General features: G+C 55.7%; 23 protein-coding genes and 2 tRNA genes. 16 read left to right on the forward strand and 9 right to left on the reverse strand.

The genetic code is table 11. The features are described from left to right. Window positions 1-233: 233 nt before the first annotated feature. Window positions 234-2,255 carry an excinuclease ABC subunit UvrB gene (gene uvrB / locus LC059_RS04805; RefSeq protein ID WP_226702677.1) on the forward strand — a complete coding sequence of 674 codons (2,022 nt, stop codon included), beginning with the start codon at window positions 234-236 and terminating at the stop codon, window positions 2,253-2,255. A 38-nt stretch (window positions 2,256-2,293) separates the two neighbouring features. On the opposite strand, the gene LC059_RS04810 is transcribed toward uvrB, so the two are convergent. From LC059_RS04810 to LC059_RS04830, 5 genes are all read right to left on the reverse strand, one after another. Continuing rightward, entirely contained in the window at window positions 2,294-3,004 is a 711-nt protein-coding gene (locus tag LC059_RS04810) for a peptidase (RefSeq protein ID WP_226702678.1), read from the reverse strand. A gap of 67 nt (window positions 3,005-3,071) precedes the next feature. Next, on the reverse strand, window positions 3,072-3,935 hold the full coding sequence (locus tag LC059_RS04815) for a transglutaminase family protein (RefSeq protein ID WP_226702679.1): 864 nt from the start codon (window positions 3,933-3,935) through the stop codon (window positions 3,072-3,074). Continuing rightward, window positions 3,932-4,867, reverse strand: a complete 936-nt coding sequence (locus tag LC059_RS04820; RefSeq protein ID WP_226702680.1) for an alpha-E domain-containing protein — start codon at window positions 4,865-4,867, stop codon at window positions 3,932-3,934. The genes LC059_RS04815 and LC059_RS04820 overlap by 4 nt, the downstream gene beginning before the upstream one ends. After that, window positions 4,861-6,294: a circularly permuted type 2 ATP-grasp protein gene (locus LC059_RS04825; protein WP_226702681.1), complete on the reverse strand. Its 1,434-nt coding sequence runs from the start codon at window positions 6,292-6,294 to the stop codon at window positions 4,861-4,863. Before LC059_RS04825 ends, LC059_RS04820 begins: the two co-directional genes overlap by 7 nt. Before the next feature lie 234 nt (window positions 6,295-6,528). Further along, on the reverse strand, window positions 6,529-7,527 hold the full coding sequence (locus LC059_RS04830) for a DMT family transporter (RefSeq protein WP_226702682.1): 999 nt from the start codon (window positions 7,525-7,527) through the stop codon (window positions 6,529-6,531). A gap of 209 nt (window positions 7,528-7,736) precedes the next feature. On the opposite strand from LC059_RS04830, the gene LC059_RS04835 reads away from it, so the two are divergent. The 13 genes from LC059_RS04835 to LC059_RS04895 all read left to right on the forward strand — a co-directional run bounded on the left by LC059_RS04835 (window position 7,737) and on the right by LC059_RS04895 (window position 18,970). Then, window positions 7,737-7,813 (forward strand) — tRNA-Val (locus LC059_RS04835). Window positions 7,814-7,935: 122 nt separating this feature from the next. Continuing rightward, entirely contained in the window at window positions 7,936-9,870 is a 1,935-nt protein-coding gene (gene thrS, locus LC059_RS04840; RefSeq protein ID WP_226702683.1) for a threonine--tRNA ligase, read from the forward strand. Window positions 9,871-9,925: 55 nt separating this feature from the next. Further along, window positions 9,926-10,453 carry a translation initiation factor IF-3 gene (gene infC / locus LC059_RS04845; RefSeq protein WP_207001857.1) on the forward strand — a complete coding sequence of 176 codons (528 nt, stop codon included), beginning with the start codon at window positions 9,926-9,928 and terminating at the stop codon, window positions 10,451-10,453. Between the two features lie 141 nt (window positions 10,454-10,594). Further along, window positions 10,595-10,789, forward strand: a complete 195-nt coding sequence (gene rpmI / locus LC059_RS04850; protein WP_010131383.1) for a 50S ribosomal protein L35 — start codon at window positions 10,595-10,597, stop codon at window positions 10,787-10,789. Between the two features lie 36 nt (window positions 10,790-10,825). Beyond that, entirely contained in the window at window positions 10,826-11,185 is a 360-nt protein-coding gene (rplT, locus tag LC059_RS04855) for a 50S ribosomal protein L20 (protein WP_010131381.1), read from the forward strand. A 458-nt stretch (window positions 11,186-11,643) separates the two neighbouring features. Beyond that, on the forward strand, window positions 11,644-12,657 hold the full coding sequence (gene pheS / locus LC059_RS04860; protein WP_226702684.1) for a phenylalanine--tRNA ligase subunit alpha: 1,014 nt from the start codon (window positions 11,644-11,646) through the stop codon (window positions 12,655-12,657). Between the two features lie 80 nt (window positions 12,658-12,737). Beyond that, complete coding sequence (pheT, locus tag LC059_RS04865) at window positions 12,738-15,122, forward strand: phenylalanine--tRNA ligase subunit beta (RefSeq protein WP_226702685.1); 2,385 nt, start codon at window positions 12,738-12,740, stop codon at window positions 15,120-15,122. 130 nt (window positions 15,123-15,252) lie between these two features. Beyond that, window positions 15,253-15,558, forward strand: a complete 306-nt coding sequence (gene ihfA, locus LC059_RS04870; RefSeq protein WP_010131375.1) for an integration host factor subunit alpha — start codon at window positions 15,253-15,255, stop codon at window positions 15,556-15,558. Further along, complete coding sequence (locus LC059_RS04875; RefSeq protein ID WP_226702686.1) at window positions 15,539-15,904, forward strand: MerR family transcriptional regulator; 366 nt, start codon at window positions 15,539-15,541, stop codon at window positions 15,902-15,904. Before ihfA ends, LC059_RS04875 begins: the two co-directional genes overlap by 20 nt. A gap of 137 nt (window positions 15,905-16,041) precedes the next feature. Beyond that, window positions 16,042-16,118, forward strand: a tRNA-Pro gene (locus LC059_RS04880). Window positions 16,119-16,305: 187 nt separating this feature from the next. Then, window positions 16,306-17,511 carry a tyrosine-type recombinase/integrase gene (locus LC059_RS04885; RefSeq protein ID WP_226702687.1) on the forward strand — a complete coding sequence of 402 codons (1,206 nt, stop codon included), beginning with the start codon at window positions 16,306-16,308 and terminating at the stop codon, window positions 17,509-17,511. Window positions 17,512-18,197: 686 nt separating this feature from the next. After that, window positions 18,198-18,464 carry an AlpA family phage regulatory protein gene (locus LC059_RS18085; protein WP_226702688.1) on the forward strand — a complete coding sequence of 89 codons (267 nt, stop codon included), beginning with the start codon at window positions 18,198-18,200 and terminating at the stop codon, window positions 18,462-18,464. 47 nt (window positions 18,465-18,511) lie between these two features. Then, complete coding sequence (locus LC059_RS04895; RefSeq protein ID WP_226702689.1) at window positions 18,512-18,970, forward strand: HAD domain-containing protein; 459 nt, start codon at window positions 18,512-18,514, stop codon at window positions 18,968-18,970. On the opposite strand, the gene LC059_RS04900 is transcribed toward LC059_RS04895, so the two are convergent. Further along, the gene (locus LC059_RS04900; protein ID WP_226702690.1) at window positions 18,917-20,200 is read right to left on the reverse strand and encodes a tyrosine-type recombinase/integrase; all 1,284 of its coding nucleotides are present in this window, start codon (window positions 20,198-20,200) and stop codon (window positions 18,917-18,919) included. The genes LC059_RS04895 and LC059_RS04900 overlap by 54 nt on opposite strands. A gap of 883 nt (window positions 20,201-21,083) precedes the next feature. Here LC059_RS04900 and LC059_RS04905 point away from each other — a divergent pair. Next, the gene (locus LC059_RS04905) at window positions 21,084-22,031 is read left to right on the forward strand and encodes a hypothetical protein (protein ID WP_226702691.1); all 948 of its coding nucleotides are present in this window, start codon (window positions 21,084-21,086) and stop codon (window positions 22,029-22,031) included. A 477-nt stretch (window positions 22,032-22,508) separates the two neighbouring features. Here LC059_RS04905 and LC059_RS04910 read toward each other — a convergent pair whose 3' ends face one another. Both LC059_RS04910 and LC059_RS04915 read right to left on the reverse strand, forming a co-directional pair. Continuing rightward, window positions 22,509-23,549, reverse strand: coding sequence for a hypothetical protein (locus tag LC059_RS04910; RefSeq protein WP_226702692.1), 1,041 nt, complete (start codon window positions 23,547-23,549; stop codon window positions 22,509-22,511). 54 nt (window positions 23,550-23,603) lie between these two features. Further along, window positions 23,604-24,125: a hypothetical protein gene (locus LC059_RS04915; protein ID WP_226702693.1), complete on the reverse strand. Its 522-nt coding sequence runs from the start codon at window positions 24,123-24,125 to the stop codon at window positions 23,604-23,606. A gap of 157 nt (window positions 24,126-24,282) precedes the next feature. Between LC059_RS04915 and LC059_RS04920 the strand changes: the two genes are divergently transcribed. Continuing rightward, window positions 24,283-25,269, forward strand: coding sequence for a family 16 glycosylhydrolase (locus LC059_RS04920; RefSeq protein ID WP_226702694.1), 987 nt, complete (start codon window positions 24,283-24,285; stop codon window positions 25,267-25,269). A gap of 149 nt (window positions 25,270-25,418) precedes the next feature. On the opposite strand, the gene LC059_RS04925 is transcribed toward LC059_RS04920, so the two are convergent. After that, entirely contained in the window at window positions 25,419-26,765 is a 1,347-nt protein-coding gene (locus LC059_RS04925) for a family 16 glycosylhydrolase (protein WP_226702695.1), read from the reverse strand. Window positions 26,766-26,861 lie beyond the last annotated feature (96 nt).

Here is a 26,861-nt window from a genome sequence, read left to right on the forward strand (position 1 = left end):
TGTATCTGACCGGTGCCGGTAGGGCATCCCGATGAGATGGCGCGTATCTTATAGAGCACCCCATAGCAGGTCAACCCCTTTAGATGAAATTAACCCTTTGATTTTGCAGTGTTTATTTTCTCGCCAGCGGGCCCTGATCGTGACTCTATTTGTTCCCGGGAGGCGTGTGCGCCTACAATTTCCCAATCTCCCCTCCGGGGACGAGTAACGCTATTTGGATTGGTGAGAAACCTATGGAACCCCGCTCGGAACCGCGTCCGTTTGAAGTAAGCAGTAAGTATGAGCCAGCAGGTGACCAGCCGGCCGCGATCGAGTCCCTGGTGGAGGGGATCGGTGACGGCCTGGCGCACCAGACCCTGCTCGGTGTGACCGGTTCGGGTAAAACCTTTACCATGGCCAATGTCATTGCCCGGGTGCAGCGCCCCGCGATTGTGATGGCGCACAACAAGACCCTGGCGGCCCAGTTATACGGGGAGCTCAAGGAGTTCTTTCCGCGCAACGCGGTGGAATACTTCGTTTCCTATTACGACTATTACCAGCCAGAAGCCTACGTGCCTTCTTCGGATACCTTTATCGAGAAGGATGCTTCGGTCAATGAGCATATCGAGCAGATGCGGCTGTCCGCCACCAAGGCACTGATCGAGCGTAAGGATGTGATCGTGGTTGCGACCGTGTCCGCCATCTATGGTCTGGGTGATCCGGACAAGTACCTGAAGATGGTGCTGCACCTGGATCGCGGTGATATCGTCGACCAGCGGACCATCCTGCGCCGCCTGGCGGAACTCCAGTACACCCGTAATGATGCTGATTTTCGCCGCGCCACTTATCGGGTGCGTGGAGATATTATCGATATCTACCCGGCGGACTCGGACCTGGAAGCCGTGCGCCTTTCCCTGTTTGACGAGGAAATCGAAGAGATCACCCTGTTCGATCCGCTCACCGGAGAGGTGCTGCACAAGGTCCCGCGTATCACCATTTTCCCCAAGTCCCACTATGTGACCCCGCGGGAAACCATTCTCAAAGCCATCGACCAGATCAAGGAAGAGCTCGAGCAGCGCCTGAAACAGTTGCGCGACAACAACAAGTTGCTGGAGGCGCAACGCCTGGAGCAGCGCACCCGCTATGACCTGGAGATGATGCAGGAGCTTGGCTACTGTAACGGGGTGGAAAACTATTCCCGCTACCTGTCAGGTCGCGATTCCGGCCAGCCGCCACCCACGCTGTTCGATTACCTGCCGCACGACTCCCTGCTATTTATCGACGAGAGCCATGTCACTGTGCCGCAAATTGGCGGTATGTACCGCGGGGACCGGTCCCGTAAAGAGACGCTGGTGGAATACGGATTCCGCCTGCCGTCGGCGCTGGACAACCGCCCACTGAAGTTTGAAGAGTGGGAGAACCTGTCTCCACAAACGATTTTTGTCTCCGCGACTCCCGGTAAGTATGAGGCCGAGCACGCGGGCGCCGTCGTGGAGCAGGTGGTGCGCCCGACGGGGTTGGTGGACCCGGAAGTGGAAGTGCGCCCCGCGGCTACCCAGGTGGACGATACGCTGTCGGAAATCCATCGCTGTGTCGACAAGGATCAGCGCGTGCTGATCACCGTACTGACCAAGCGTATGGCGGAGGACCTGACCGAATACCTGAGCGAAAACGGCGTGCGCGTACGCTACCTGCACTCGGATATCGATACGGTGGAGCGGGTAGAGATTATCCGCGACTTACGCATTGGCGAGTTTGATGTGCTGGTGGGGATCAACCTGCTGCGGGAAGGCCTGGATATGCCCGAGGTGTCCCTGGTCGCCATCTTCGACGCGGACAAGGAGGGTTTCCTGCGCTCGGACCGATCCCTTATTCAGACCATTGGTCGCGCCGCGCGGAACCTGGAGGGTAGGGCGATTCTCTATGCCGACAAGATAACCGACTCCATGCGGCGCGCGCTGGAGGAGACCCAGCGCCGGCGGGAGAAGCAGCTGGAGCACAATGCCGAGCATGGCATTACTCCCAAGGGTATTCGCAAGAGTGTCGCCGATATTATGGAGGGCGCTATCGCTCCCGGCGTGCCGGCCCGCGGCCGACGGAAAGTGGCAGAAAAAGGCGGCGCCTACAAAGCGGACCAGAAACCACTCACCGACCAGCAGCGCTGGGCGCGAATCGAAGAGCTGGAAGAGCAGATGTACAACCACGCCAAGAATCTTGAGTTCGAGGCGGCTGCCAAGTTGCGCGATGAAATTTCAAAGCTCAAAGAGCCGGATTAGCGCTGAACTCGGAGCGTATGGCGGCGCAAGCCGCCCGGTCAGGGCATATCGTCAAACAGCAACTTGATGCCCGAGCTCCAGGACCGCCGCAGGCGGTTGAAGTACTCATCGTCCTCCTCTATCCGCTCCACACTTATTTCCAGGGCGTCGTTGCGATACACCGCGATATCCAGTGGCATACCGACGGACAGGTTCGAGTGCATGGTGGAGTCAAAGGAGATCAGGGCGCATTTCACGGCCTGGTTCAGGCCGGTATCGTGATGGATGATTCGATCGAGGATCGGCTTGCCGTACTTGCTCTCACCAATTTGCAGGTAGGGCGTATCTTCGGTGGCCTCGATAAAATTTCCTTCCGGATAAATATGGAACAGGCGCGGTTCCTCTCCGCGAATCTGCCCGCCAAATAGAATATGGCAGCCAAAATCCACGCCGGCACTCTGCTGCCCCTGCGCATTGTGGGAAATGATCGATTTAACCTGTTGCCCGATCAGCTCTGCCGCGCGAAAAAGGCTGCTGACAGAAAACAGGTTTGGCTCCTCATTCTCTTCTATCTGGATTTGCAGACGGCTGATCAGGTTCTGGGAGGTGGCGAGATTACCGGAGGTGAGTAGGGTGAAACAGCGCTCTCCCGACCTTTGGAAAAGGTGCATTTTGCGGAAGCTGGCAATCTGGTCCACCCCGCCGTTGGTGCGGGTGTCAGAGGTAAAAACCAGCCCCTCGGTCAATCGCATGGCAATACAGTACGTCATAGCATCCCTGTGTGCGTGATGTGCGCAGGAAAGGTAGCACCAGCGGCGGGGGTTGTCATGAGCCGATTCACTGCTGTGCCTGTTGTTGTTCCTGTTGCCGTTGTGCCTGATGCCTCTGTTGCTGTGAGGCGCGGCGATCCACCTGGTCGACCAGGGCATAGGTGCGCATACTTTCCGCGCCACCACCCCAGCGAACCCCGCGCACCGGCGATGCATCCAGGTAATCAATTCCGTGGGCGAGTTTCAGGTGGTGGTTGGCGTGCGACAGGCCGTTGCTCACATCAAAGCTGTACCAGGCATTTTCGACCCACGCCTCGGCCCAGGCGTGGCTGGCAATATGCTGGTCATCCCCGGCGTGGACATAGCCGCTGACGTAACGCGCAGGAATACCGAGCCAGCGACAGCAGGCGATAAATATATGGCTGTGATCCTGGCAAACGCCGAATCCCTGGGCGAAGGCGTCGGCCGCACTGCTTTGTACGTGTGTCATGCCACTGCGGTAGGGAATGCGCTCGAGAAGTGCGTCCATCAGTTCGATTAGCTGGTGCTGATCCGGTTGCACCTGTTCATTGGTGGGGCGGAAACCTCGCGTGAATTCGCGTATCGCATCACTGGTTTCAGTGAGCGGGGAGGTGCGTAGAAAAACCTCTGGCGGAATTCGCCTATCGTTTTCCGGTTGCTCGGTGTCGCTAATCTCCGCAGTACCCTGTGCGCGAATGGTGATGCCCTGGTGCGGCTGGTCCACGGTGCAAACGTGTAACACATTGCCGTAAGTGTCGATTGTTCGATGGACATTGCCCGGCGTATCCAGGTGCCACTGCAGGATCTGTTGGCCCGCGGATGACTGCGGCGTAAGCCGCAAATACTGGATGCTGTGGGTGACTTCGGTGTCGTACGTGAAGTCGGTGACATGGTCAATGCTGAGTTTCATGCGCCCTCCCAGTAGCTGCGGTGAATTTCATCACCGATGGTGTGAATTCGTCGCAGCAGGTCGTTCAGATATTCGTGTAAGCCAAAGCGGGTAATGAAGTCGACCTCGCCGTACTCCAGTCGCGCGTGTAACTCTGCGCACAGACGTTTGGCGGCCTGACCCTGGTCGCCTTCAATGGCAATGAGCTGGCTCATCAGTGCGCCGATACAGTAGCGCAGCGAGCGTGGCAGTTCCGCGGAGAGAATCAGCAGCTCGGTGACGTTGCGGGTGGTTAGGCCTCCCGTGTATTTGACGTGGTAGGCCTCGTAGGCGCCGAGGCTCTGAAGCAGGGCATTCCACTGGTAAAAATCAATGGCGTGGTTGCTGTTGTGCTGCGATTCCATCACTTCGAGCTTTACCCGCAGAATGCGGGCGGTATTGTCTGCCCGCTCAATGAAGGTGCCCAGGCGCATAAAGTGAAAAACGTTGTTGTGCAGCATGGTGCCGTAAGCGGCACCGCGAAATTCATGGGAGCGCTGCTTGATCCAGTCGATCAGGCTTTTCACGCCCTCGTGACTGATGCCGCGCTGGCGACGATGGCGCAGCTCGAGCCAGGTTGTGTTGATACTTTCCCATGCCTCTGAAGAGAGCTTGTCTCGCACGCTGTGGGCGTTGTCGCGAGCGGATCGAATGCAGCTGAAAATCGAACCATCATTGCATTCGTCAAACAGGAAAAATTCCAGCAGCGCCTCTGCGCTCAGTTGCGAAAAGGTCTCCCTGAATTGATCCAGGCGACCCGTGATAGTCAGCGGGGCAAGTAGTTCCTGCTGGCCGCCCTTGGAGTTTGGCATTAGTGACATGTTGTGGCTGACATCAAGCAGGCGGGTGAGGTTTTCTGCCCGCTCCAGACTTCTTGCCATCCAGTAAATGCTGTTTGCAGTGCGGCTCAACATGGGTTGCCCTCCAGTACCCAGGTGTCTTTGGTGCCGCCGCCCTGGGAAGAGTTGACCACCAGGGAGCCCTCGCGCAGGGCCACCCTGGTCAGGCCGCCGGGCACCAGCTTTATCTCACTACCACTCAATACGAATGGTCGCAGGTCGATATGTCGCGGTGCGATGCCTTCGCTGACCATCGTCGGGCAGGTAGACAGGCACAGGGTGGGCTGGGCGATGTAGTTGGCTGGGTTGTCGCGTAATAGTTGTCGGAACTTGTTCAGCTCATCGCGGTTCGCTTTGGGGCCAATCAACATTCCGTATCCACCGGCGCCGTGCACTTCCTTCACGACCAGCTCTTCCAGGTGATCTAGTACATAGCTCAGGTCTTCTTCGCGACGGCACACCCAGGTCGGTACATTATTGAGGATCGGCTCCTCGTCCAGATAAAAACGAATCATGTTCGGAACGTAAGGGTATATGGACTTGTCGTCCGCGACGCCGGTACCCAGGGCATTGGCAAGAATGATGTTGCCATCCCGGTACGCGGAGAGTAATCCGGGCACGCCGAGCATGGAGTCGGGGTTGAAGGCGAGGGGGTCGAGAAACGCATCGTCGATACGGCGATAGATTACGTGTACCTGCCGCGGGCCGGTGGTGGTGCGCATAAAAACGCAGCCGTTGCGGACAAAGAGGTCAGCCCCTTCCACCAGGGGGACGCCCATCTGCTGTGCGAGAAACGCGTGCTCGAAGAAGGCGCTGTTGTAGCGCCCGGGGGTAAGCACTACCACGCATGGACTGTCGGCATCGCTGGCACTTTGCAGGGTTTCCAGCAGCAGGTTGGGGTAGTGCTCTACGGGTGCCACGCTTTGCGCCAGAAACAGCTCCGGAAACAGGCGCATCATCATCTTGCGGTTTTCCAGCATGTAGGAAACGCCAGAGGGCGTGCGCAAATTGTCTTCCAGTACAAAGTATTCGCCATTGCTGTCGCGAATCAGGTCAACCCCGGTAATCGGGATGTAGTTGTTCCCGGGCAGGTCAACACCGAGCATCGCCGTCTGGAACTGCTGGTTGGTCAGAACCTGCTCGGCAGGAATGATGCCCGCATTGAGGATTTCCTGATCGTGGTAGATATCGTGAAGGAACCGGTTCAGGGCAGTGACCCGCTGGCGCAGGCCGAGCTCCAGATGGTTCCATTCCGAACTTGGGATGATGCGGGGAATCAGGTCGAAAGGAATCAGGCGTTCGGTACCTTCTTCTTCACCGTAAACGTTGAAAGTGATCCCGAACCGTCGGAACAGTGTGTCCGCCTCGCGGCGTTTCTGCTCGAGGGTCGCGTCCGGCGTATTTTCAAGCCATCGCAGATAGGCCTGGTAGTGCGCGTGGACACCTTCGCTACACAGCATCTCATCGTAGAGATGAGGTGCGGGTTGTTCGATCGCGGTCATCCATGTGTCCCCGTATTATTTTTTGCAAGGTCGCACCTCTGAAGTAGCAAGCACCGTGCCAGTGCTTGTGTGCCAGAGCGGGGCGCCTCCCTGCCCAATACTGGGGTTTGGTGTTGAACGGGGCGGCAATTGCGCTGATTTCTGCCGGCGCGGAGGTGGAGCTGGGGCGGCCGCGCGCAGGCTGATGACGCGGCGCCCCAGAATGGGGATGAATAAGGCGAAAATGTCCGCTGATTAGCGGGGCTGGGTTTCCGATGTCTGCGGCATGTTCTCTGCTGCCGGCTGGGACTGTTTAATTCCAGCGGCCTTTCTCATGAGCAGCAGGCTACCAATAATGGCCGTCATGCCGACCAGGTGAAGGGCGGTAAACGGTTCGCCCAGCACCAGTGCCGCAGCAATCAGTGTTACCACGGGGCCGGATGTGCCGATGGCGCCGGTGGTGGCGGAGCCGATCTGCAGAATGGCGGCGCTCATCATCAGCGATGGAATGACCGTACACAGGAAGGCCACCGCCAGTGCGTAGGCATAAACCGGCCACGGTTGCTGCAGGCGCGACCAGTCGCCCTGAATGGCGAAATGCACGGCGATGGCTGCGCTGGCCGCCATCATGGCCAGGGCGGTGAATTGCCGGCTCCCCAGTGTCTTGATCACTCTCTCGCTGAATGCCACATACAGGGCAAAGCTGATGGCGCTGCCAAAGGTCAGCAGGGCGCCCCAGCTGACACCGTCCAGGCTCACCCATGGGGGTGTCGCGACGCCGGTACTGAAGCCCTGATCCTGCCAGTAAATAAGCAAAATGCCTCCGTAGGCAACGGCGAGGCACGCCAGTTGTCGCGGCGAGACCGATTTGCCGAGAAACAGCCAGCCGAGAATCAGCACCAGGGTGGGGTAGAGGTAAATGATCAGTCGCTCGAAGTTGGCGCTGATATAGCGCAGCCCCTGTAGATCCAGAAAACTGGCCAGGTAGTAGCTGCAGAGGCCCAATACGATGGTGAGCAGCAGGTTGCGCCCGCTCGTCGGTTGCCACTGTCCGCGACGGCAAAGCAGCAGAAGAATGGCGATATAGAAAGGCAGTGCCAGCGCCATGCGCAGTAGGATAAAAGTCTCTACCTCGACCCCATAGCGGTAGGCGAGTTTGATGAAAATGGCCTTGATCGAGAAGAGGGCGGCGGCGCCCAGTGCCAGCAGGAAACCGCTGTGGCTGGTGGCGCTATTGTTCGGTGGGGTGTTCATAACATCCTTCAAAACTGCGATAAGAGACCGGTGGGACACGGTGGCGGCCTCGGCGCTGCATCCTGCAGCCGGGTCACGATACCCCAAGTGCTTGATTGGCGGAAATTTTTTCTGATTTGGGCGGTTGAAAAGCAAAAAAGCTGGTGCTAAAGTTCGCCTCCTTCGCAGCGGGGCCTGTTTTATGGAATGTCCCCAATCTGCAACTTTCTAGACCCGTAGCTCAGTTGGTTAGAGCGCTGCCTTGACATGGCAGAGGTCAGCAGTTCGAGTCTGCTCGGGTCTACCATTTTCTTGCGAGTTCTTTCTTCTGTTCTGATCTAGCTCGCACTGGGCCCAAGCCCAATCTTCACACTCTGTGAATCACGCGGTCTTTCGTAGGGATCGCCACTGACAGAAAAAGGAAGTGCAATGCCTGTTGTTACCCTCCCTGACGGTTCCCGTCGTGAATTCTCCAATCCTGTTTCCGTATTCGACGTTGCCAATGATATTGGTCCCGGTCTGGCGAAAGCTGCGCTGGCTGGCGTTGTCGACGGTAAGGAAGTGGATACCAGTTTTGTAATCGATCACGATGCGGATCTCGCCATCGTGACCGAGCGCCAGCCGGAAGGGCTGGAGATCATCCGTCACTCCACCGCGCACCTGCTGGCCCAGGCGGTCAAGCAGCTCTATCCCGGTGCCCAGGTCACTATCGGCCCGGTGATCGAAGACGGCTTCTATTACGATTTCGCCTACGAGCGACAGTTTACTCCGGAAGATCTCGAGAAGATCGAGAAGCGTATGGAAGAGCTGGCCAAGGAAGACCTTCCTGTGAGCCGCCGCCTGCTGCCGCGCGATGACGCGGTCAAATACTTCCGTGAGATGGGTGAAGAGTACAAGGCGGAGATTATCGCCAGTATTCCCACTAACGAAGACATCTCCCTGTACCGCCAGGGCGACTTTGAAGACCTGTGCCGCGGCCCGCACGTGCCGTCTACCGGCAAATTGAAGGCCTTCAAGCTGACCAAGGTGGCCGGCGCCTATTGGCGTGGCGATGCCAAAAACGAAATGCTGACCCGTGTTTACGGTACTGCCTGGGCCAACAAGAAAGAGCTCAAGGCGTATCTGCACCGTATCGCGGAAGCGGAAAAGCGCGATCACCGCAAGCTGGCGAAGAAGTTCGACCTGTTCCATATTCAGGAAGAAGCGCCGGGCATGGTGTTCTGGCACCCCAACGGCTGGACCGTGTACAGCACCGTTGAGCAGTACATGCGTGAGCGTCAGCGCGAGCGCGGCTATAAAGAGATCAAGACCCCGCAGCTGGTGGACTTCTCCCTGTGGCAGAAATCCGGTCACGCCGACAAGTTCGGCGACGACATGTTCACCCTGACCAGCGAAGAGCGTCAGTTCGCCATCAAGCCCATGAACTGCCCGTGTCACGTGCAGGTGTTCAATCAGGGCCTGCGCAGCTACCGCGATCTGCCCCTGCGCCTGGCGGAGTTCGGCTCCTGTCACCGCAGTGAGCCGTCCGGCTCCCTGCACGGCCTGATGCGTGTGCGCGGCTTTGTGCAGGACGATGGCCACATCTTCTGTACCGAAGACCAGATCCAGTCCGAAGTATCCGAGTTCATGGACCTGCTGCACGCGGTCTATAAAGACTTCGGCTTCGAAGAAGTGATCTATCGTTTATCTACCCGTCCGGAACAGCGCGTCGGCTCCGATGAAAGCTGGGACAAGGCGGAGAAAGCCCTGGCGGACGCACTGAACGCGGCAGACCTGCCGTGGGAAGAGCTGCCGGGTGAGGGTGCCTTCTACGGGCCCAAGATCGAGTTCTCCCTGAAAGACTGCCTCGGCCGTGTTTGGCAGTGCGGCACCATTCAGGTGGACTTCTCCATGCCGGGCCGCCTGGATGCCCAATATGTGGCGGAAGATGGATCCCGTCAGACCCCGGTGATGCTGCACCGTGCGACCCTTGGGTCGTTCGAGCGTTTCATGGGCATTCTGATCGAAAACTACGAAGGCGCCTTCCCGACCTGGCTGGCGCCCCAGCAGGTGGCGGTACTAAATATCACCGATCGTCAGTCCGAGTATTGCAAAAACCTTGAGTCCAAGCTGGGTGCAGAAGGTTTCCGCGCCGCTGCTGACTTGAGAAACGAGAAGATCGGCTTTAAAATCCGCGAGCACACGCTTCAGCGTGTCCCTTATCTGCTGGTCATCGGCGATAAGGAAGTGGAAAACCAGACGGTCGCCGTGCGGACACGTAGCGGTGAGGACCTCGGAACTATGACTTATGAGTCATTCCTTGAGCTCCTCCGCCGGGATGTGGGTCGCCGCGGCCGTTCGTCTATTGAGGGTGCAGCTGAATAAGCGCCCCAATAGGCAATTTTGTTAATTATCGGAGACGAGTGTTATTAAACGAGATATGAAAGGAAAGTCCAAGAAGGCCCGCATCAATGATCAGATCGAGGCGTCGCAACTGCGACTGATTGGTGCAGATGGTGAACAGGTAGGTATCGTCTCTCTGGAAGAGGCGCTGGAACAAGCGCAGAAAGCCAGCCTGGATCTCGTTGAAATTGCCTCGGACTCCGATCCCATAGTCTGCAAAATCATGGACTATGGTAAGCACATTTTTGAGGCCAAGAAGGCCAAAAATGCGGCTAAGAAGAAACAAAAGCAGCAGCAGATCAAGGAAATGAAGTTCCGTCCCGGTACCGATATCGGCGACTACCAGATCAAGCTGCGCAACCTGACCCGCTTCCTGGAAGCCGGGGACAAGGCAAAAGTATCCCTGCGCTTCCGCGGCCGTGAAATGGCCCACCAGGAGCTGGGAATGGAAATGATGCAGCGCATCGAGAAAGATCTCGAGGAGCTGGGTACTGTGGAGCAGCGGCCGAAGATGGAAGGCCGTCAGATGATCATGGTCATCGCGCCCAGTAAAAAGAAAAAGTAAGGCGTAGGGTTCTCTCTGCACCTTCTTTTCGGGAAGTGATCGGGCGACGGCTGCCTTCTCACTCCCGCACAGTCGCAGGCCTTGGCCTGTGGCCTATTAACAAAGCCCATTCGTGGGCCACTATTCACTTTGGAGTACAAAATGCCGAAAGCAAAAGTACATTCTGGCGCTGCAAAGCGTTTCAAGAAGACCGCTTCGGGCTACAAGCACAAGCACGCTAACAAGAGCCACATCCTCACCAAGATGACCACCAAGCGTAAGCGTCAGCTGCGCGGCACCAACACTTTGAACAAGTCTGATGCCACCCTGGTCGATCGTATGCTGCGCGCCAAGTAATTGGCTGCACACGTAAAGTTTTAAGAGGATATTGATATGGCCCGTGTAAAACGTGGTGTAGTGGCGCGTCGTAGTCACAAGAAAATTCTGAAGCAGGCTAAAGGTTACTACGGTGCGCGTTCTCGCGTATTCCGCGTAGCCAAGCAGGCAGTCATCAAAGCTGGTCAGTACGCTTACCGCGACCGTCGCGTTAAGAAGCGTAACTTCCGCGCTCTGTGGATCACGCGTATCAACGCCCAGTCCCGCGCTGAAGGCCTGAGCTACAGCCGACTGATTGCTGGCCTGAAGAAGGCGGATATCGCACTGGATCGCCGTGTTCTGGCTGATCTGGCGGTATACGATAAAGCCGCTTTTGCTGCCGTAGTTGAAAAAGCCAAGGCAGCCCTGGCAGCTTAATTAGCGCCTGCAGAATAAATCGGCCCGTAAGGGCAGATTTATGCTTTAAAAATAGGGAAGGGCTGTTTGGCTCTTCCCTATTTTTTTATCTGTATTGTCTATACAGAACGAATTTCTGACGCAGTGGACTGCTATTATCCGCTGCGGAAACGAGGGAACCTCTGTTTAAGTCCGTAATGCCTCAGCGTGACCTGAAGGCAGTAGCTGTAAGGCGCAGCTCGCAGTGAATGGCTAGCCCTTTACAAGAGCTGCAACGCAGCAGATGCTGTCTTCAGGTCGCGCCCTGCGGGGCTTTCAGAGCGATTCACACTCTGTGTTGTGACTTCTTGAAAGGTCTAGACATTCCTGTGAAGCCACGCCTTGATTGTGAACCGCTCTGAAAGCCTGAGGCATCACGGACTTAATCAGAGGTTCCCTAAGTATTAGTTGTCACTCATCGATAGAACGAGAAGGTTTCAATGCAAGAGTTGCAATCCCTCACCGAGCAGGCGCTGGCGCTGGTAGAAAATGCCGGTGACCTCGCGGCACTGGACCAGGTGCGGGTAGATTACCTGGGTAAAAAAGGCCAGATCACCGCACTGCTGAAAAGTCTGGGCAAGCTGTCCGCAGAAGAGCGTCCGGCGGCGGGAGCGAAGATCAACGAAGCCAAGCAGCAGGTGCAGGAAGCGATCAATGCGCGCCGCACCGCGATGGAAAAAGCCGCCATTGAAGAAAAGCTGGCGAAAGAAACCATCGACGTTACCCTGCCGGGCCGTGGTGAAGAGCAGGGCAGCATGCACCCCATCACCCGTACCCTGCGCCGCATTGAAGAAATCTTCCAGCGCCTCGGCTTTTCTGTCGAGCAGGGCCCGGAAGTCGAAGGCGACTACTACAACTTCGAAGCCCTGAACATTCCCGCCCACCACCCGGCGCGGGCGATGCATGACACCTTCTACATCGACCCCTCCACAGTACTGCGCACGCACACTTCCTCGGTGCAGATCCGCACCATGGAAAAGACCAATCCGCCCCTGCGTATCATCTGCCCCGGCCGCGTGTACCGCTGTGATTCCGACGTCACCCACTCGCCCATGTTCCACCAGGTAGAAGGCCTGGTCATCGACGAGGGCGTGAGCTTTGCGCACCTGAAAGGCTGTATCGACCAGTTCCTGAAGGCCTTCTTTGAAGCGGATGTGCCGGTGCGTTTCCGTCCGTCCTACTTCCCGTTCACCGAGCCCTCTGCAGAAGCGGACATCCAGTGCACCAACTGTGGCGGTGAAGGCTGCCGAGTGTGTTCCGGTACCGGCTGGCTGGAAATTCTCGGCTGCGGCATGGTGCACCCGAACGTATTCGCGTCTTGCGACATCGACAGCGAAAAATACTCCGGCTTTGCCTTCGGCCTCGGCGTCGAGCGCATGGCCATGCTGCGCTACGGCGTAAACGACCTGCGCCTGTTCTTCGACAACGACCTGCGCTTCCTCAAGCAGTTCTAAATCGGATCCAACTTGTAGGAGCCCGCTCAGCGGGCGAACCGCGCAAAGCGCGAAACAGAATTCAGAATCAGAGAAAGACTATGAAATTCAGCAACGCCTGGTTACGGGAGTGGGTAAACCCGGACCTGACAGCACAACAGCTGGCCGACCAGATCACCATGGCGGGCCTGGAAGTGGACGCCGTAGAGCCAGTAGCCGGCGCATTTTCCGGAGTGGTTGTGGGTGAAATCGTCGCCTGTGAACAGCACCCGGACGCCGACAAGCTGCGCGTCTGTAAAGTGAAAGGCCACCCGGAAGGGGAGATGCAAGTGGTTTGCGGTGCACCCAATGCGCGCACCGGCATCAAGATTCCTTTTGCCCTGGTAGGCGCCAAACTGCCTGGCGACTTCAAAATCAAAAAAGCCAAGCTGCGCGGTGTCGAGAGCTTCGGCATGCTGTGTGCCCAGACCGAACTGGAGCTGGGTGATGACAGCGACGGTATCTGGGAGCTGCCGGAAGATGCAGTTACCGGCACCGACCTGCGTGAATACCTAAAGCTGGACGACAGCACCATTGAGGTCGACCTGACCCCGAACCGTTCCGACTGCCTCGGCGTCGCCGGTATCGCCCGTGAAGTGGGTGTGCTGAACCGCTGTGAAGTGACGCCGCCAGCCATCGACCCGGTTGCCCCCGCCATCGACGACAGCCTGCAGGTTTCCCTGCTCGCTGAAGACGCCTGCCCGCGCTACGTGGGCCGCGTGATTCGCAACATCAATATCGACGCGGAAACCCCGCTGTGGATGCAGGAGCGCCTGCGTCGCAGTGGCCTGCGCAGCATCGATCCGGTGGTCGATGTGACCAACTACGTATTGCTCGAGCTGGGCCAGCCCATGCACGCCTTCGACCTCGCCAAACTCAGTGGCGGCATCAAGGTGCGCATGGCAGAGCAGGGCGAAAAGCTCACCCTGCTGGACGAGCAGGAAGTCGAACTGAAAGATGACACCCTGCTGATCGCCGACGAAAAAGGCCCGCTGGCCATCGCCGGCATCATGGGTGGCCTGGATTCCTCCGTCACCAAGTCTACCCGGGACATCTTCCTGGAAAGCGCCTTCTTCAGCCCGCTGGCCATTGCCGGTAAAGCACGCTCCTATGGCCTGCACACGGATTCCTCTCACCGCTTTGAGCGCGGCGTGGACTACCGCCTGCAGGAGAAAGCGGTCGAGCGCGCCACTCAGCTGCTGCTGGATATCGTCGGCGGTGAGCCCGGCCCGGTGCACCTGCGTGAAGTCACCGAAGCCATGCCGGCCGAGCGCAATATCACCCTGCGTCGCCAGCGTGTCAGCGGTGGCCTGGGTATCGAGATGAGCGATGCCGAGATCGTCGAGATCATCACCCGCCTGGGCCTGGAAAAGATCGGTGAAGACAGTGAAGGCTGGACCTTCCTGGTGCCGAGCTTCCGTTTCGATATCTCCATCGAATCCGACCTGCTGGAAGAGCTGGCCCGCGTATACGGCTATAACCGCATCCCCAGCGTGGCCTTGAAGGCGTCCCTGGATATCGTGCCGCGCGCCGAAGCCGCAGTGGCCCAGTCCCGCCTGGAGCAGACCCTGCTGTCCCGCGGCTACCAGGAGGCCATTACCTTCAGCTTTATCGACAGCGACGCCTCTGCCAAATTCGATCCGGAAGTGGAGCCGGTGGCGCTGCAGAACCCCATCAGCGCAGAACTGTCCGTGATGCGCACGAACCTGATGGCGGGCCTGGTAAAAGCCCTGCAGTACAACCTTAACCGCCAGCAGGACCGCCTGCGCCTGTTCGAGACCGGTTTGCGTTTCGTGCCGGGTAAAGAGGGTGAGGCGCTGCAACAGGAGCGCATGATCGCCGGCCTGATCTACGGTGCCCGCCAGCCGGAAGGCTGGACCGGCTCCAAGGATCTGGTGGACTTCTACGACATCAAGGCGGACGTGGAAGCCATGCTCGCCCACTACGAGGCCGAAGCCGAGTTTACCTTCGCGCCCGCCAAGCACCCCGCGCTGCACCCGGGACAGTGCGCCGAGCTGCTGCGCAACGGCAAGCCTGTGGGCGTGCTGGGTGCTCTGCATCCGGAACTGCAAAAGGCCTATGACCTGCCCAAGGCCGCGTTCCTGTTTGAGCTGAGCCTGGATGGGTTGGGGCAAGCGGTCATTCCTGCCTTTACTCCGCTGTCCAAATTCCCGGAGGTGCGCCGCGACCTGGCCGTGTTGGCGGATGTTGACACGCCCGTCGGCCAATTGGCTGAATCAGCAGTCAAGGCGGCGGGTGAATTTTTGACGGACTTCAACATTTTTGACGTCTATCAGGGCAAAGGCATTGATTTTAATAGAAAAAGTGTTGCCATGGGCTTGACCTTTCAGCATCCCTCGCGCACCCTTAACGACGAAGAAATCAATGCCGCCGTGCAAGCGGTTGTTTCTGAACTAGAACAAAAATACAACGCCAGCCTGCGCTAAACTGGAAAAGCTCCGGGATACGTGGCTGATGCGCGTATCCCGAGAGCGTCTGCCTCCGGGTTCCAAGCCAATGCGGTACCAGGCTTAAAAACCGGGAGTCGACGCCTCTGAATCTGTTGGGCAGGAACCAATGACAGAGGCACTGACCAAAGCCGGGCTCGCCGAGAAGTTGTACGAAGAGCTGGGTTTTAACAAGCGCGAAGCCAAAGAGATCGTCGAGTTTTTCTTCGAGGAAATCCGCAACGCTCTTGAAAATAACGAGCAGGTCAAACTGTCGGGGTTTGGCAATTTCGATCTGCGTGACAAAAGCCAGCGTCCGGGACGGAACCCCAAGACTGGCGAAGAAATCCCCATTTCCGCAAGAAGGGTAGTTACCTTCAAGCCGGGGCAAAAACTCAAGGCACGAGTAGAAGAAGATGCTGGAAGCGAGTCATAACAGCGAGCTCCCCGTAATCCCGGGGAAACGCTATTTCACCATTGGTGAAGTGAGTGAGCTTTGTGCAGTCAAACCGCATGTACTGCGCTACTGGGAGCAGGAATTCCCGCAGCTCAGCCCGGTCAAACGTCGCGGCAACCGCCGCTACTATCAGCACCAGGATGTCATCCTCATCCGCCAGATCCGCGCACTCCTGTACGAAGAGGGCTACACCATCGGCGGCGCACGCCTGCAGATGGAAAGTGGCAGCTCCGAGAAAGTGCAGACGGTACAGCTGAACCAGGTGATCCCGCAGATGATCGCAGAGCTGGAAGGTGTGCTGGAATTGCTGGAAGTGGAAGCCTGATCTAATCAGGGCCAAAAAGGCGCAAAACGGGCTTGCATTCCCACCGTACTTCGGTATGATTTGCGCCTCATCGCAAAGCGATGCCCCTTATAAATCAAGCACTTACGTAACTTTTACCCCGCTTGATTTGCTCTTATCGGAGTGTAGCGCAGCCTGGTAGCGCACCACACTGGGGGTGTGGTGGTCGTCGGTTCAAATCCGGCCACTCCGACCAACTTTCTATCCCGTTTCGGTTTATTCCGTCTCCAACTGCCTGATTTTCCTCAAATCAGCTCGCGGTACCTTTCCCATCCCGTGGCACCCGATGCCACCAAAACCCGCCCCGTTTACGGTATTTCTAGCGGTATTCACGCCGTTTCGAGTCCGCATACCGTCACTCCGCAGCATTGGGGAGGGCGCGCATGGGCAAATTGACCGCTACCGCCGTGCAAAAGGCCAAGCCCCGGGAGCGCGGCTACAAACTGACCGATGGTGCCGGGCTCTACCTTTACGTGCTGCCTTCCGGCGGCCGCAGCTGGCGTCTGGATTATCGGTATGGAGACAAGCGCAAAACGCTGACCCTGGGGCTGTTTCCTCGGGTCAGTCTGGCTGAGGCTCGGAGCCTGGCCGACGAGGCTCACTCCAAGCTTGCCAAAGGCATTGATCCAGCGATCGAGCGTAAGGTCCAAAAGGCCACTGCCTATCTCAATAGCGATGAGACTTTTGAGGCCGTTGCGCGCGAGTGGGCAGAGATGAATCTTGCGGACAAGTCTAATTCGCACAAAACGCGTTCCATGGCCCTGTTGGAAAACGACCTCATACCAGTGCTGGGTGGTATCCCGATGCGGGATCTCAATGCCGTGTTGTTGCTCGGGGCCCTGCGCAAGGTTGAATCCCGCAGTGTAGACATGGCTCACCGTGCCAGAGTGCTGGCGGGCCAGATCCTTCGCTACGCGGTAGCGACGGGTAGGGCAGAGCGAGATTTCTCTTCTGACCTGCGCGGTGCATTACGGACCCATCATAAATCCCACTACCCAGCCATCACCGATCCGAAAGCATTCGCAAGGTTGATGCTCGCCATCGATTACTACGACGGCACTATGACAGTTCGCAATGCGTTAAAAATCGCCCCGCTATTGATGTTGCGGCCGGGCGAACTACGCCATATGACTTGGGAGTATGTGAACTGGGAGCTGGAGCAATTGGAATTCCCAGTCGGCTACATGAAAAGAAAAGACCGCGCGCAAATCGTACCGCTTTCCACGCAGGCGCTGGCGATTTTGCGCGAACAGCAGCGTTTCAATGGACGCTTTTCACCGGTGTTTCCCTCCGGCCATGGGCGCCGCCGCTGTATGAGTGAGAATGGCATGCGTGCTGCGTTACGCAATATGGGATACGCAAACTCGGTTCATACGGTGCATGGTTTTCGCGCATCCGCACGCACAATCATGGATGAAGTACTGGGCGAGCGCCCCGACTTACTGGAGGCTCAGCTGCATCATATGGTTCGCGACAGTACTGGACGCGCCTACAACCGCACCAGTCATTTGGATGCGCGCCGAGAAATGTTACAGCGCTGGGCGGATTGGATCGATGCTCAGAAGTGCAAACTTGATGCGGATGACTGACCTCATAGCGTCACGTGATTAACTTGACAATTGGACTATCACGGAGCAAGACATGGAAATGCAATCGTACCTCGAGATGCGGGACTTTCCCGGTGTGGACGAACTCGATTATTTACTGCGCAGCGTAGATCCTCAGACAGGTCCCTATGACCTATGGATTTCCACCGAGCTGTGGCGTCTCTACTTAACGCCCACCGATGTAGAGTTGACGGTACTCTCTGGGCCCCAAGCGGGCGATCTAGTCGAAAAACTCTCGTTTTTTGTGGTCAGACAATTTCCCCTCGGGAGTCCACATATTGGGCCCCGTCGGATCTATAACCCTAGGTTGTTGCGCGAACTTCATCGCAGGGTTTGGCAGCGTTGGGATAGCTACCGAATAAGCCAGGGTCATGAGGAAATTCGACGGCACGAACTCAGGGAGATCGATCCCGAGCTACTCCGCTTGGTGTCACCTGCTTTTTTCTTTTGCGACCGGCAACTCCAGGACCTTCGTGAGCAATTCTCTGTATTGGAGCAGGAGCGTGAGATTTTGTTTCAGGTGATTTCGGCACTTTCTCGGGTAGCGGATCGTCACCGATAGGTCGAGATCAGCCACGACCGCCCCTTCAAACTCGGGTGCCCACGGCCGCCGCGGGTGGCCTTTGAGGGTAGGCTACGAGCTGAACCCACAACTCCCTAGGTGCATAATGAAGCGAGATAAAACAGACCCGAATGACATCCAGCGGCTTCTGGGCGAACACCCGGATCGCCTCCTGCGACTCCCGGAGGTTTTACGGCTGGTGGGTGTATCCTCATCCACCTGGTATCGCTGGATTGAGCTTCGGCGGGCCCCTCCGCCGAAAAAGTTTTTTACCGGCGGCTCTTCTTGGCGGTATGGTGAAATCATGCAGTTTCTTCGGTCCCCACAGGAGTATTACTACACTGAGGACGACGAGGAGGCGCTTTCAAAGTAAAGGCAGTGAGGGGAAATATCCCCCGCGGTAGAAGGTCTAGCAGCTAGATGATGGCACAACGTATTGTTTTCCTGGACTTTGATGGAGTTGTACACCCCGCTGGCCAGCAGGTGCCAATGCATTGGGCTCAGGTGCAAATCGGACACAATTTTTTCCTGCCAGAACAGGTGGCTCGAGTAAACCGCTTGTGTGAACAATCCGGTGCAAAAATTGTAGTGACCTCCACTTGGCGCCTAGAGTTCAGCCTGCGAGCCTTTCAGCCAATCTTTGGTAATCAGATCATCGATGCGACGCCGCTGGTGCGACGCATTCCGGCGGGAATACCCATGCGCTGGCTGGAGGTTGAGATGTATCTACGAGATAGAGAAGACATTGGGCAGTACGTCATCATTGATGATCAGGCCGGCTTATTCCCTCCGAAACTCCCGCAATTAGTTATTACCGATCCAGCCTCAGGTTTCCTCGAAAAAAATCTCGAGTTGGCTCTGGCCATCCTTCGTGGCTGACGAGCTTGCTCCATGTTGCTGTTTTTCTCGCTGCATGCGATTAGCGATTTCTGCCTTTTGGGTATCCAGCCAGTCCGCCCAATTTTGCAGCATTTCTCGGCGGGCATTGAGGTGAACAGTGCGGTTGTAGGCTCGCCTATTTGGATCCCGCACCATGTGATGCAGTTGATGTTCGAGCAAGTGGGGCGGCACGTTCAGCACTTCCTCCATAATCGTGCGTGCCGACGCACGAAACCCATGCACGCTCTGCTGGATCCCTAGGGGGACCAGGGTTTTCAACGCTTTCTGCATGGCGGTAGGACCCATGTGTTTTCTACGCCCATGGGCAGATGGAAAGGCGTAGCTGAAAGCCCCGCAGTATCGGTATTGCTCCTCCAAAATACTCACGGCTTGTCGAGACAGGGGCACAACGTGCGATCGTGATTTGTCTTTCATAAATCCCGCTGGAAACTCTAGTTGTTGCAGCTCCCAGTTGACATGCTCCCAGGTCATATGGCGCAGCTCGCCGGGGCGCAACATCAATAGTGGGGCGATTTTTAGTGCGTTGCGAACGGTCATGCTACCCTCGTACTGATCTATTAGCAGCATCAGTTCAGCAAACATTAATGGGTCAACGATAGCGTCGTAATGTGAGCCCTGGTGTTTGCGCAATGCGCCGCGCAGGTCCGGAGTGAAGTCTCGCTCAGCTCTGCCTGTTGCCACCGCGTAGCGCAGGATCTGCCCCGCCATAGACCTGGCACGGTTGGCCATGTCCACACTGCGGGCTTCGATTCTGCGCAGAGCCCCGAGCAACAGCACGGCATTGAGGTCCCGCATCGGGATGCCCCCCAGAATCGGCATAAGATCATTTTTCAGCAGGGCGATGGAGCGCTCTCGGTGTGACTGAGACTTTTCCGATAGGTGGGCCTCCACCCACTCGCGAGAAACCACTTCGAATGTGCACGCGTTGTCCAGAAATGCACTTGCTTTCTCGATCTTGCGTTGAACTGCCGGGTCTAGCCCTTCAGCTAGTTGCTTACGTGCTGTTGCCGTCCACTCGCGGGCCTGTGCGAGGCCAACAGCGGGATATAGGCCGAATGTCAGCGTTTTTCTCCTGCCATCGTAACGATAATCCCATCGAAAACTGCGTCCGCCAGTCGGGAAAACGATTAGGTAGAGTCCGCCAGAGTCGGCAATCTTGTATGGTTTTTTCTTTGGTTTGGATTTGCGAATTATCGTGTCGCTGAGCATGGTGATTTCTCCCACTATGTAGTCGGTAGTTGTTTGGGTCGCAAAGAAGAGCTTGCCTTCTCCCGCTCGGTGACACTGACATGAGCACAGCAGGCACAGGGGGCGCTCAGGGTTTTCCACGCAGTAAGTGGAGGCTGGAGATGGAGGGGTATCGCCAACTGAACGCATTGCGATCTCAGTAGCGAGAGCTAGCCTAGGATGAGGCAATCATTAGATAGTCAAACAAGTTTGAGTTAGTCGAATATCAGGAAAAGATCTTGCATCGGGCATAAGAGGGCAACGGCGTAGAATCTACACGGGCAGAATTTCGACCGCTGAGCCTGGGGTTAGATGGTCACTGACAGCAACTCATCGCCCTCCTTTGTAAGTGAAATTTTAGGAAAATATACGTTCGGAAAAAAAGAGACGTTCTATTTCTCGTAGAGCGTTACTGCTTAAACAATTGAATTTAGGTGTTTTAACCTTGAGCTCCGATAGTATACCGTTGTTAAAATTTGTGGATTATCGTTAATTCATGGTTCGTCGCAAAATACAGGCTATAAATAAGCACTTGTTTCTTTCGTGGATTTTAGGTAAAAGTTATGTTGATTGATGACCGCTTTAAGGGATCGAGTGGATTCCTGAGGCCCATCTGAAACACGCGTGTTGCGTGTTACCCGCCAGCTGCTGCATAAACAGCATCATTTACGTCAGTTTTTACTGACCCTATCTAGTGTTACGGCCGTGTTCGTGACGCTATAGCCGAGGTCTCGGCATTCTTTTCGCTTTCCCGGGCGTATATCGGGAGATTCCTGTGACAGTGGCCGCTAACGTGGCTCCTATCCGCTGAACTATTCGACTGTTACTGGGAAAAACATACGTTCCATTGAAGAGGGTCATAGCTATGCAGCGTAATGGTGGATACGGCCGTGCTCCTGAGTTTGCTGCTAGACAGGCGCTCAGGAAAAAGTTGTTACGTGGCGATATTGGAGATCTGACCGTAAAAAGCCATTTCGCAAGATTTAAGCTCTTTACTGCATTCATGAAGCAAAGGTTCTCGATCCGAGACATGATCGACGTCGCACCTAAGCATGTCATCGAATATGCTAAGAATCTCGATGCCGCGTACTCCGCAGCTTATGCTCAGAACCTGATTTCTAGTGTGAACGTGGTTCTAGTGCTATTGACTCATGGAAAATGGCAGTCACTTTCTCCGGCCCAGCTCACTGGCAGGCGTCGAACTAATTGCCGGACTAGACCGGTGATGGTACTTCCTCCGGGTGCTGTCGCACGTATGCTAAGAGGGCGCGTCCCCGAAGCACAGCTAGATCACCTGAACATGATTGATTTTTTTGGGTTGCGGGCACGAGAGGGGGCGTTAATTGACGTACCAGCCGCACTACGGGAAATCGAGATCGATGTTCAGATAGACGTGCGTCGAGGTACAAAAGGGGGGCGTGGGTGGTCGGTAACACGCGCGATTCCTGCTTCGTTTGAAGCCCAAAATTTTCTGCGGCAAGTGAATGAGCGGATCGAAGGTGCGTTCACGATTATTCCTGATGGCTGCAGCAGGGACCAGTTTCTGCGTTCTTCGTCGCGCATACTTTTGCCGGCACTGAAGAATGTTGGTTTGAGTACACTGAGGGAGATACGTTCTATTGTGGCTGCACGTTGGTATATCGAACTGACGGGCTGTCCACCGCCGTGTAATATCAACTTAGATAGCGATCGACTTGCTAGTTATGAGACGGATCGTGCCGCACGAAAAATTATAGCGAGAAGGCTAGGGCACAACCGGATTGAGATCATGAACTCGTATGTGGGGGCTTACGGGAGGACCAGACATGCCTGATTCGATATCAGTGGTAGAGAGGCAAGTACAGATTGTTGCTAGAGCAAGGCGTGGAAGTCTCCGCAGCGAGTATCACGACTGGCAATCTCGCGCATTTAAAGTAGCGATAACGATTTGGGAGAACCGTGGAACCGCTCCGCGAAATTGGACGCTTGAGGATGTCCTGTGGTTTCGTGACTACTGTCGTAAGCAGTATTCACCGAAAGTCTCACGAAACCATAAGCGTCGATATTTGAAAAATATTGCAGAATATAATGGCTTATGGCCCGACTTTGCGCAGTATTTGGAGCAAGGTTGGACTGATGACGAATAGCCAAATGGTCAAGGGAAGGGGCTTGCTGATCTATGATTAACTATCGGTATCGCTGATTTCACGTGGCTAAGTCACTGCACGTGACCGCTACACATCCCAGGCGATTTAACGATGGTGCTGATTATGCGGGGTCGAGTCGCCATTTGCGCTAGTTCTATGTTTTTTCAGGCTTTCGTTGTGCGTATATGAATATTAAAAGACCACGCACGAGATGAAAGAGAGGGGATTAGCGGTGATGCCCTTCGCCGAATCAAAGTGTCAAGACTATCTCCGTTCCCTACAGCTGGCTCAATAATTAAATTAAAGTATGGTGCACCTTCATCGCCGGACCAGCCATGGTAATTCAGCCACAGGGCGATATGCGGCACCTCCGCTGGAGGCAGTAAAAAGTGCAATGCCTCACCGGTGGCTGGGTTCTCCAAGCCGGCAACGGCCGGTGTATTACCACTGGTGCAATCGAAAAGATCCGTGTTGGAAAGCAGTTTGGCGGCGAAGCCGCAATCGCTATTCCGGTGAGCGTCCAGATCAGGAATGACGGACATGTCGGCGCCGTTCAGAGCCAGTGGCCAGTGGAATAAATCACCGGTAACCAATGGAGCATTGTCGCTGGCATACGAACAATGCAGTTGGTGGTTGTGCGGTAATCGCAGCTTCATACCTGGTGCAATGGCGAGTGCCGGGTGCATACACCAGCTGAACGGAACAGCTTTGTCGCTTCGATTCTGTACACCGTATTCGAACCGGATTTCCCCCCGGTCTGGTGAGACCGTCAGGCGGCGCTCAAATACCACTGGCATCGTCGTACAGTGGTGCTTCAGTTTCAGCGTGGCGGAGCCATTGTCTGTAATTTCATATTCTTGCTGTGTCCAGGGGCGGCTGTAAAGTTCGCCGTGATCGGGCAAGGTGAGTCCGGACCATTCTCCCGCGCTCTGTGGTAGTTCACAAGAATCTACACTTGGGAAGCACTCATCCACCCCTCCGGTATCGTGCAACAGCGTGTAGCTGTGCCCCAGCTCCGCGACCTGATACGCGATTCTGTCATTTTTCCACAACCACTCAGTTTGTAACGCAGGGCCAGATCGTAGGCTGATTATCTTTCCGCCTAACTCCGGAACTATATCCAGTGACAGATGTGGGTTCTGAATTCGAAACGCTGGAAAGCCTTCGATATCGATCGGTTCAATAGTTGCTTTACTTTTTGTCATGGAATCAGTTGAAGCCTTGAACGTCTTAATCTAGGTGCACAAATCCGGGAGTACTCACTTGTAGTGATCCTTGATCTCAGCCCACGAGACAGGAGTTACAACCAGGTTTTCAGCCTTATTTGAATTAATTCGAAAGATTCTATGGTTGTTCTCTCCACGACCACCTAGCCAATACTGCAGAACTAGGCCTTCGGGTGTGCACAATGCTTTTAACGGAATAAATCCAAGTGATGAAGATCTTTCATTTTTGCTATCTAGAAGCTCTCCAATGGTCGTTGCAGATCTTCCCATCGGGTCTATTTTGGCTGACACGTGAAAGTACGTGGGTGGCCCATTGAAGCCGGGAATAAATTTTAATCCTGTTTTTTCAATATATAGGTGGTTATCTGCAGTGGCAGGGAATTTCTCGGTTTCGATTTTCACCGAGAGTGGTCCGCAGACCGTGGTTTCCACTTCTCGAAAGGTTTGAATGATTTCACCAGTTTTAACGATCTCTATCTGTTTCGCATAAGCGAAGCCTGGCAACAGCAGGAGAAGGGCGATACACGCCCCGAGATCCATCTTTATTTTCGCCATCTGACTTGCTCCGCGGTTGGCTCAAAAGGATTGTAAAGTAGCCTCTTGATATTACCACTTCAAACATAATATGTTTGGTTGGGGCTTGTCTACCCACCTCCATCTGTCCGGGGGCTGCGGACGGCGAAAACTGTGAAATCGATAATGAGAAGCGGAAATGCGTATAAACAAGAAAGTACCGCTGGGCGCGGTATTGAGCGGACTTGGCGGCCTCGCCCTTAGCCAGGTAGCAGTAGCGGCAGAGGTGTACCCCCTGTCGGATCCTCAGAATAGCGGGAAGTGGGTATACAACAGTGTGGTCAGCGATGAGTTCGATGCGCCCACTATCGACGAAGACCGCTGGTATATCGTCGGCAAGTTCGAAGATGGCAAGCCGGTCTACAAGCACCCGGATAACCCCGAGAAGAAAGTCTGGAAAGGGCGTGCGCCGTCCCAGTTCTCAGGGCGCAATTACCGACTGGAAGACGGAAAGCTGATACTGGAAACCCGCTGGGAGCCGGATTTCCCGTTCACCGATGAAATTCGGGTGCCGGTGTTTGGCGAGGCAATGCCCCATGAAAATATCACCACCGCCTGTTTTATTTCACGTAAACCCTTCAAATATGGCTACATCGAAATCAAGAGCAAGGCGGCGGACGCGGAAGTGTCCAGCGCGTTCTGGTCAATGGGGGAGGGGTTGGAATTTGATTTCTTTGAGCAGTTCGGCAGCCACCGCGAGGCGGGGAAGGAAGACAAGGATCGCGAGCTCTGGTGGTCCATTCGCGACTGGGACAAGTTGCGTGGTAAGCCAACCTACACCGAGCGCAAGGATCTTGGATTCCGCGTGGCCGATGACTTCCATGTGTACGGTATCGAGTGGGACGAGACCGGCGTTAAGTATTACGTGGATGGAAAGCTGTTCACCTCGGTAACAGCGGAAGAGGCCACCAGATGGGCACGGGAAAACCGCGAGGTGCCCGATGACTACGACGGTTACGTAGCCACCAAGCCGATTTACCTATGGTTGGATCAGGAAATCTTCCCGTGGGCTGGTCTTCCGGAAAGCAAGGAAGATCTGGAGCGCAACAGCCCTGAGGGTGAGAAGGACGATGGCGTGGTGGATTTCGCTATCGAATATGTGCGTGTTTGGCAGAAAGCCGAGTAAACAGCTGTAAGAAGGCCCCAATCACCGGATGGCTCTGGTGGTTGGGGCGAGTTTAGTCAGTGATCGTCAGCACAATTTTCCCTGAGTGTTTCTTCTTCTGGAATGACTCTTGGGCCTAGACTATCTGCGAGTATGCTATCCCCACTATTTTAACGGAGCGGACCGATTACGGTGATAGGCTCAATATTGGTCAGTGGAAATACATCATTACCGTTGGATGATTGGAAAACCGGAACTAGAGAGTAGTAGTGACCTTGAGGCAGATCTGTCGAAGGTGTCACGCTTGCCAGGTCGAGCTTCAGGTGTACGATTCCGCCGTATCGCTTGTCCTCGCTGGCAGTGGTGGAGTCAGAAGCGCTCGCGACAATCCTTACAAAACCTTGCGCATTTTTTTCGGTTAGGTTCACCGTGATGCCGTTGTGCTTATCACGCACTACATGGTGATTGCTGCCTCCGTGGTACCCCACGCTGACATCCAATTGGCCGCCACTCTGATAATCGGTACTGCGGTGCTTTTCGGCATTCCCCACCCACACCGATGGCAAAACTTCCCAGGCCTTGACGTAATCCACCTGCATGGTGGCGTCACCGGGAAAGCCCTCTGCCGTTACCGTTTCCGGATTGGGATCCGCCCGATTGCACTTCTCGTTGTACTTGATGAGTTGCCGGCGCAACCCCATGGAAAAAATGACATGCATCGGGCGGTGCCAGAAGAGATTGGGTTTCTCTCCGATGAGCTTGCCATCCACATACCAGCGGATGATATCTTTGCGATTCTCCACCGCGTAAGTGTGAAAGTCTTTCGAGGGATCAAAGGGGGCGTCGAACTTTAGTAGTTGGGAATCAGGGAAGGGCTTGGGGCGTCGCCAATAGGTTTTGCCATCTTCGCCCACAATGCGCGCGTGCAGGTTGTGGTCCATAACGTGGATCGGGTCTACATCATCTGGCCCCGGGCCGTACCAGTCTCCCTGTTGCAACTCGACGATATCAATTTCACTGTAATCCACGCTGCCGGGCACGTTGCGGTCCGGATACGGGTGGCCGTCGCTGTACATCCAGAAAGCCGGGCTGAGTCCGGGGAAAAGTGTTACCCCTTTCATGCTCGCTTCGTAATAGCCGTAAACGCTGTCGTGAACAGATTTCACCGCTCCGGACTTGTAGTAAAGCTCTCTGTCTTCTTTCTCTCCGCCATTGCAGGCATCTCGAAAGCTGCGCGTGTGGGTTTCCTGAGTGGCTGCGATGTTCAGCTTGCCACCTCGCACGTAGGCGCTGTCACTGTCGAATGTCCAGGCGCCAATAACCAGGTCGCTGGGGGCACTGATCCACTTGGCGGTTGCCAGGTGATTGCCACTGAAGTCGTCAGACAGCTTGCCCATTTCTCGCCATCGCTGCTCCCCCGCCACTGCACCGAGAGGTCGAACCTCTTGTGCCTGGGCCGTTGTAAGCGCGAAAGCGATCAGTAAGGCGTGTAATGGATTGGTGAGCTTTCTAGTCATGGGAGTTAGTCATGGGGTTAGTCATGAGAGTCGTAATATGCGAGTACTGAGGGGTGTTTGTCGGTCAGTTTCTTTGCAGTTGGCGCAGGCTCAAAC

Source organism: Microbulbifer elongatus (genome assembly GCF_020524885.1).
GTDB lineage: Bacteria > Pseudomonadota > Gammaproteobacteria > Pseudomonadales > Cellvibrionaceae > Microbulbifer > Microbulbifer elongatus_A.